A 6,034-nucleotide genomic window follows, 5' to 3' on the forward strand; every position below is an offset into this window, starting at 1 on the left:
GTAGGGGAAGAACGTATAGGTATCTAATTTACGCGCATAAAGGCTTTGTAGAAATTAAATCTAAACTCAGATTCTCTCTCTTTACGGAGTTAAGACTTGTGTTTTTATCATAATGACTAGCTTCTCCATCATAATATTTCTGCACGAGAGCTTTCCAAAAATAGTACACCAGCTAGTTTGTTCTTAAAAAAATAATCAAGGCAATACTTTTGCACCATCCTCATTCGTCATCCTTAAGGGCGGCTTTTGCATTTACAGAAATTGCCACTGACTTTAGAAGCAGAGCCTAGAAACGTGGGGAAGAGGAGAACCATAGGGTGCTGTGACTACTCATGTTGTCATGCTATAGAAATATTTGGTTTTGTAGGGTAGCAGAAGCCCCCCTTTAATGCTTTTTAGGCATTAAAAATGGCATGAGAAAATGCTGGTAGTCGTGATATGTTTTTTCTAAAGTTTTTTATTATGGCTGATCCATGAGCTCTAAAATATAAATTGAGAGAGAATGGGCGGCATTAAAAGTTAAACGCGCATGGCGAGGCTTGAGATTGATTAGTTCAAAATCCTTTTCTGAGCGTCCGTGCGCTGCACTTTTCTTGTTTCTTAAATTCATAGTACCATGCACAATTTGATACAGACCGGATGCGATCATTTTTAAGCCATTTTCATCTAGATCTTGATTTTTTAAGTTTTCTTGCTTCATATCTTCGGGATGGATCTTGGCTTTCTTAACGACTTCTTTCCATAAAGCGGGCAGATTATTACGGGCGTTTTCTGCATATGGGATAGAATGGTGGTCGAGATAAGCTTTGCAAGAGGCTTCCAATAGATTTGCTGCAAATAGAACTGCCTCCCTTGGATCTTTTTCTATATTTTCTAATGCCCTATTTATTTCGATTTCTACTGCTGAAAGTTCTTTCTCTGCAATAAGTTTTTTTAGCTCTTCCATCGAGAGGAGACCAGCTTTTTGCAATTCTTGTGTGAAGGTTAGCTCATTCTTGATAATATATCCTCCACGCTGATATTCTAATCCATCTTTCTTTAACGTTTCTAAAACTTTACGTTGATCTTCTTTAAGCTGTTGTAGCATTTGATCTTCTGGTATGTCTTGAAATATGAATCCGACTAACTTATGAAACTCACTGTCCAAAAAATCACCAAGCAGGGGACCAAGGACTTCAAGCGGTTTATTGCATTCTACATTGATTGTATCTAGTCATTTCTTAATCTTGACTTCATCATCATCACTTCGATCCTCATGAGGAGCAGATGGTGTATAAAAAAATAAGGCATCCAAATTCTCTGGCCAATAGTACTTTGGTAATATTTGAGAGAGTATCCTAATTGTTGCAGGAGGAATTTCGTTTTTCTGAGAGATTTTTTGCGGAGGTAATAATTGCATTTTATGGCTTTATAATATCAAAAAGTGGTATGTTGAGTGGTTTTTAGAGTATGATTTTATTGCCTGACCTTTTATAGAAGGTCGCGCAACAATTTTGTGGCTTATATAAGATTTGTGAAAGATAAATGCCATATTGTGTTTTATTTTTCTCCTTTCATTGTTATAACAGTGAAGGGGGGAATAATGTGTGATAATTCGAAAAATATAGAATGAGAACAGAAGTATAATTTTGTATTATCGTAACTGCAATAGCATTCTTTATTGGCAGATTGTTTATTAGAGAGAAGGAAGCAGGCAATGCGCATAATCCCTGAACGGAAGGTTTTGTGACAAGAATTTTAATAATGGCATGTTACTAAATGTTGTGTGTGTTCTTTGCTTGTCAGAAAAAGTAGATGGCGCTCTTTATTTGCATAACCGGTATAGAGTAATGAGTAATGCGGAAGGCTAGTTTAAAATCTCGTTTATTCCGTTAAAGTTTACTGTTTTCTATAAAAAGACTGTTTTCATTATATCCGCTGTGAAGCTCGCATACTTGGTAGATGGAAATATATGCGTTTATCGTGTCTGTAAGGGAGCTTGAAGCAATGAAGTTATGTGTAAAAGAGTTCTGAAAAGCTTCTTTTGTCCGTAAATTTTATAAGGAAAATTTAAAGGCAGGAAGATATTAGAGAAATCTAAGAGTACGCTGTAAAAGTAAAAAACAGCCTTTTTAGAGATGGTTTGCTGTCTGTCATCGTGCTTCATGATTTTCAATGTTTTTAAAATTTCTTTCTCAATGAGAGAGGGCTTTTTTATTAAAGCGGGGGAGATTTCTTATAACAGTTAACAATGAAATGGAGAGAAGATGCTGCTTTACCAGCTGTTTTTGTCGCTTCAGTTTCATTTGGACCTATTGCTGTTATGAAAGCATAGTGATTCAATGACTTTGAAAAGGGGCGAATAACATTATCAAGTTTGCAATACAGTGCGATTTTCCACATCGCGGTGCGTTATAGAAGATGATTAGCATTTATAGGGGCGTGCGCGGGGGCGGGTTCTATATTCTATGCTGGTTCGGTAGGGCGTCTGTTAGCGCATTTATGGGACTATTCCGCATTGAAATGCGTGCTTAATTTCGTGGATCTTGCAAAGGTCTGATCAGAAAATCCCATATTTCAAGAGGTTTTTAGAGGAATCTAAAAGCACAGAGGTATCATAAAATTACAAACACCGTACGTTACTGGAGGTGATCAATTTTAGAGCTTAAGGAGCTTATCGGTTTAGTGTTCTTTCATAAAAATGATGAAGGCTGTGCTCAAGGTCTCAGTGTGTTGGTTTCTCGAAAAGTGGTAAATGCTGTATGATTTTATAAGCTATTGCCAATGTTATGGATAGGGAGTTCAAATAAAGCATATCATAAATCGGAATTCTTCTCTTTACGCGATAAGAAGAGGGCTAGGAAAAACAGTAAAAATGCAGTGATAGAGAATATGAAGAATACGATATATGTTTGGTTTAAGGACAGGGATTTTTCTGTCAGCGAATGGATCAAAAAGCCAGCGAATATACCCCCTAAGGCACCACCTATTTGCTGTAATATGCGTGTGATAACGGCTGTATCTTTGACGTATAAACTGTTGACATATTGGATGGGGGCGGAAAGGCAGACAATGGTGGCGATGCCAAGTCCTACACCTCTTAGCAAGAATCCAAGTCCATCCATGCTTATATTATAGCCGAAGCATAATAACCCAAAGCTTGATATCACTAAACCAATTCCTATCATGAAAAAGGGAGATTTTTCTTTCCATTTTTGGTAAATAAATTTCCTGCCAATCCACGCACCCACTCCTTGCAGAGCAAGGAGGGCACCGATGATGAGAAGGCTCTTTTCATAGTTTCCTCCCATGGCAACGGCTAGTGGGAAATAAACGAGGAAGCTATAAAAAAGAAATGAAGCAACGAGCCCCATGATCATGAGCAATGTATAGCGCGCATTTTGAAATCCGCTAAAGACGATTAATTTGTTTTTTGCTTTCTGATTAGAAACAATGAATAATATGAGAGATATCACGGCTATAAGCGCTAGGATAAAGAGGGCGTTGTGGTTATTGATATTTCTGGCTTCTGTGAGATAAAAAAACGAAAGAAGGGAGATGGAAAACGCTAAAAATGCAAATAAGTTAAATTTTGTTTTTGTTGTTTCGTTGCTCTTTAAATGTTTTGCTCCAAGGGTGAGTGCCAATAAAATAAGCGGAATATTGATAAAAAATAACAAACGCCAAGACACATACTGAGCAAGCGAGGCGCCTACCAGCGGACCAAAGGCAGGAGCGAAAACTGTTGGTACGGCTATGGTGCCCATGGCTTGGCGCACTCGTGTCTGTCCAAATTGTAAGGCAATGATGGTTTGGCTAAGGGGCAGCAAAAGACCTGTCCCGAAACCTTGAACGATACGAGCAGATATAATAGTTGGAAAACTATAGCTTAATCCTACCCCCAGTGATCCAAGCATAAAAATGAAGCTTGCAAGAAACCAAGTGCTTTTGATACCTATTCTTCCTTGCACAAAAGCGGCCATTAGCAGCCCTGGAACGGTGGCGAGAAAATAGGATGTTACAACCCATTGTATATTATTTTCTCCGACTGAAAAATAATGCGCAAGGTTAGGAAGGATGACATTGACAATGCTCCCGTCCAGCAGAGGAAGTATGCTGGAAATAATGACGGTATATATGACATACCTTTCTGATTGAGTATAGGAATCTACCTTTTGCATGATCATGCTCCCTACAGATGTTCTTTAAAACATTGGTTGCGCCCCATTCACAGACTTTTAAAAATTAACACGCATTTGTGATATCTGCGGTTTTGATATTGGGATGAATATGATTGGAAGTGCTGATGGTCCCCTTGTGTACAACCCGCCTTTTTCTCTAGAATTAAGCCATCAGTTAAGCTGATGTCAATGAGTTTATCGAGGAGTCTATTTGCTGTCAACTCAATCTGCATGAGAGCAAAAGCAGAACCTACACAAACGTGCACGCCTGCTCCATTTGCATTTATTATTTAACATGGAAAATGTGAAAATCTTTATAAATCAAATTATTGACTTAAAAATCCAATGTTTGTTTATATATCATTTTTTATGCTTAAATGATTGTTTGGGTATCAAATGTATTCTCAATAGTTTATAATTTTCTTTTCTTAAATGTGCAGCTCTTTCTGAAAAATGTTCGATAATTTCTTGATTGTTTAATAAAAATTAAAATTGGTTATAAGGAAGAGCTTGTAAATTATAGAGTAGGAAAAAGGTGCATTTTATAAAAAACAGGGGAGGGTTGTTTCCATAACCCAAACATTTTTTCAAGTTGTTGTGGTATCTTTTTGAATTGCTTGATCGATAAAAGTTTTATAATTATCAGAAACAATATATTGGGTATTTTCTCCTAAAGCTTTGAAATGTTCACGATCGCAATGGATTTTTGCTTTTTCCAGAACGCGCAACATGTCTTCGAAAATACTTCTTTTGCTTTCCACAACAAAATACAGTTTTTCTTGCCCATTTTGCTCGAATAATACAGTCCAATCGGGAGTATATGATCCAAGAGATGTATCAATTTTAAACCATTTAGGCAGTTTCGCATAAACTTTAATCTTATCGTTTTTTTCAAATGATTGTGCAAAATTGAACTCAATATCTGAATCATAAATACATGATCATAAGTTGATTTATCAGTTTTTGTCATATTCTTTTATAAAACAATTTGCTTTTATATTTATTAAAATGCATTTTCTATTTTATTTTTTCGTATAATTAGCCAATGAAGTTTTTGCTCTAATATCGCAATTTGTAAAAGACTATTTTGGTCATTCAATATGAAACTTTTTATGTCGGTTTCTTGTATTGAAAGCAATGGTACGATTTTTGATATCTGTATAAAATATTTACAAAAGAATTAATAACGCATGATTATAGAATTTTGTTCTTTGTTTGAAGCATGTACAGTTAAACCATTGTTTATTCATAGATTTTATGTTCATTATTTATTTGATACATTTAATCTAGAATGTAAATTGTGTTCGTATACTCAAACTAAAATACTGGTATTGAAGTGGTGAGAGTGTTGCTTTGTTGAGAATAGATCATTGGGTAGGTTGGTATTCCCTTTGTATCAGAGAATTCAACTTATTCTCTCATATTGTGTGTGGATGAAATGTTAACCGCATAATGCTCCCTCTTACATGAGATGTAAGATTGATATGTTTTCCACATTGAGAAAAGTTGTTGATCGTAGAGGAATATTTTTCTGCGAAATTTGTTTGGCTTAAATGCAAAAAATAGAGCAAGAGTCGCATATTTGTTATGCTGTAATGGCATATATATAATCGATGGAGTCAACACTTCATTTAAGAAGTTTTTTAAAAGAAAAACATAAAAAAATAGAATTATTGAAAAAAATCTTTTATTTTGAAGCTTGTTTCTCACGCTTATAAAAGCTTCACGTGGATTTCGAAAATTCTTGTTGTGTTGAAAAGCATGAAAAATCAAGAAAATTTTGCAAAAAAGCTGCACTATGCGTGCAGCTTTTTATGTATTTGCTTTAAAGGTAGACGTTTTAAAGCATGAAAGTGTCCTTACGGCTTCTATAA

At 35.6% G+C, this 6,034-nt stretch carries 3 protein-coding genes; all 3 read right to left on the bottom strand.

Annotated elements, in window-relative coordinates:
* Positions 1-460 precede the first annotated feature (460 nt).
* Positions 461-1,147, bottom strand: a complete 687-nt coding sequence (locus ACFILO_RS08870; RefSeq protein ID WP_375632737.1) for an abortive infection family protein — start codon at positions 1,145-1,147, stop codon at positions 461-463.
* 1,648 nt (positions 1,148-2,795) lie between these two features.
* The gene (locus tag ACFILO_RS08875; protein WP_375678161.1) at positions 2,796-4,160 is read right to left on the bottom strand and encodes an MFS transporter; all 1,365 of its coding nucleotides are present in this window, start codon (positions 4,158-4,160) and stop codon (positions 2,796-2,798) included.
* 587 nt (positions 4,161-4,747) lie between these two features.
* On the bottom strand, positions 4,748-5,095 hold the full coding sequence (locus ACFILO_RS08880; protein ID WP_375654150.1) for a hypothetical protein: 348 nt from the start codon (positions 5,093-5,095) through the stop codon (positions 4,748-4,750).
* Positions 5,096-6,034 lie beyond the last annotated feature (939 nt).

Origin of the sequence: Bartonella sp. AP72JLCBS (assembly GCF_042195705.1) — a bacterium.
In the GTDB taxonomy this organism is placed as follows: Bacteria; Pseudomonadota; Alphaproteobacteria; order Rhizobiales; family Rhizobiaceae; genus Bartonella.

Coding starts and splice junctions, on each gene's coding strand:
- ACFILO_RS08875 (WP_375678161.1), bottom strand. CDS start 4,160: ATGCAAAAGGTAGATTCCTATACTCAATCAGAAAGGTATGTCATATAT.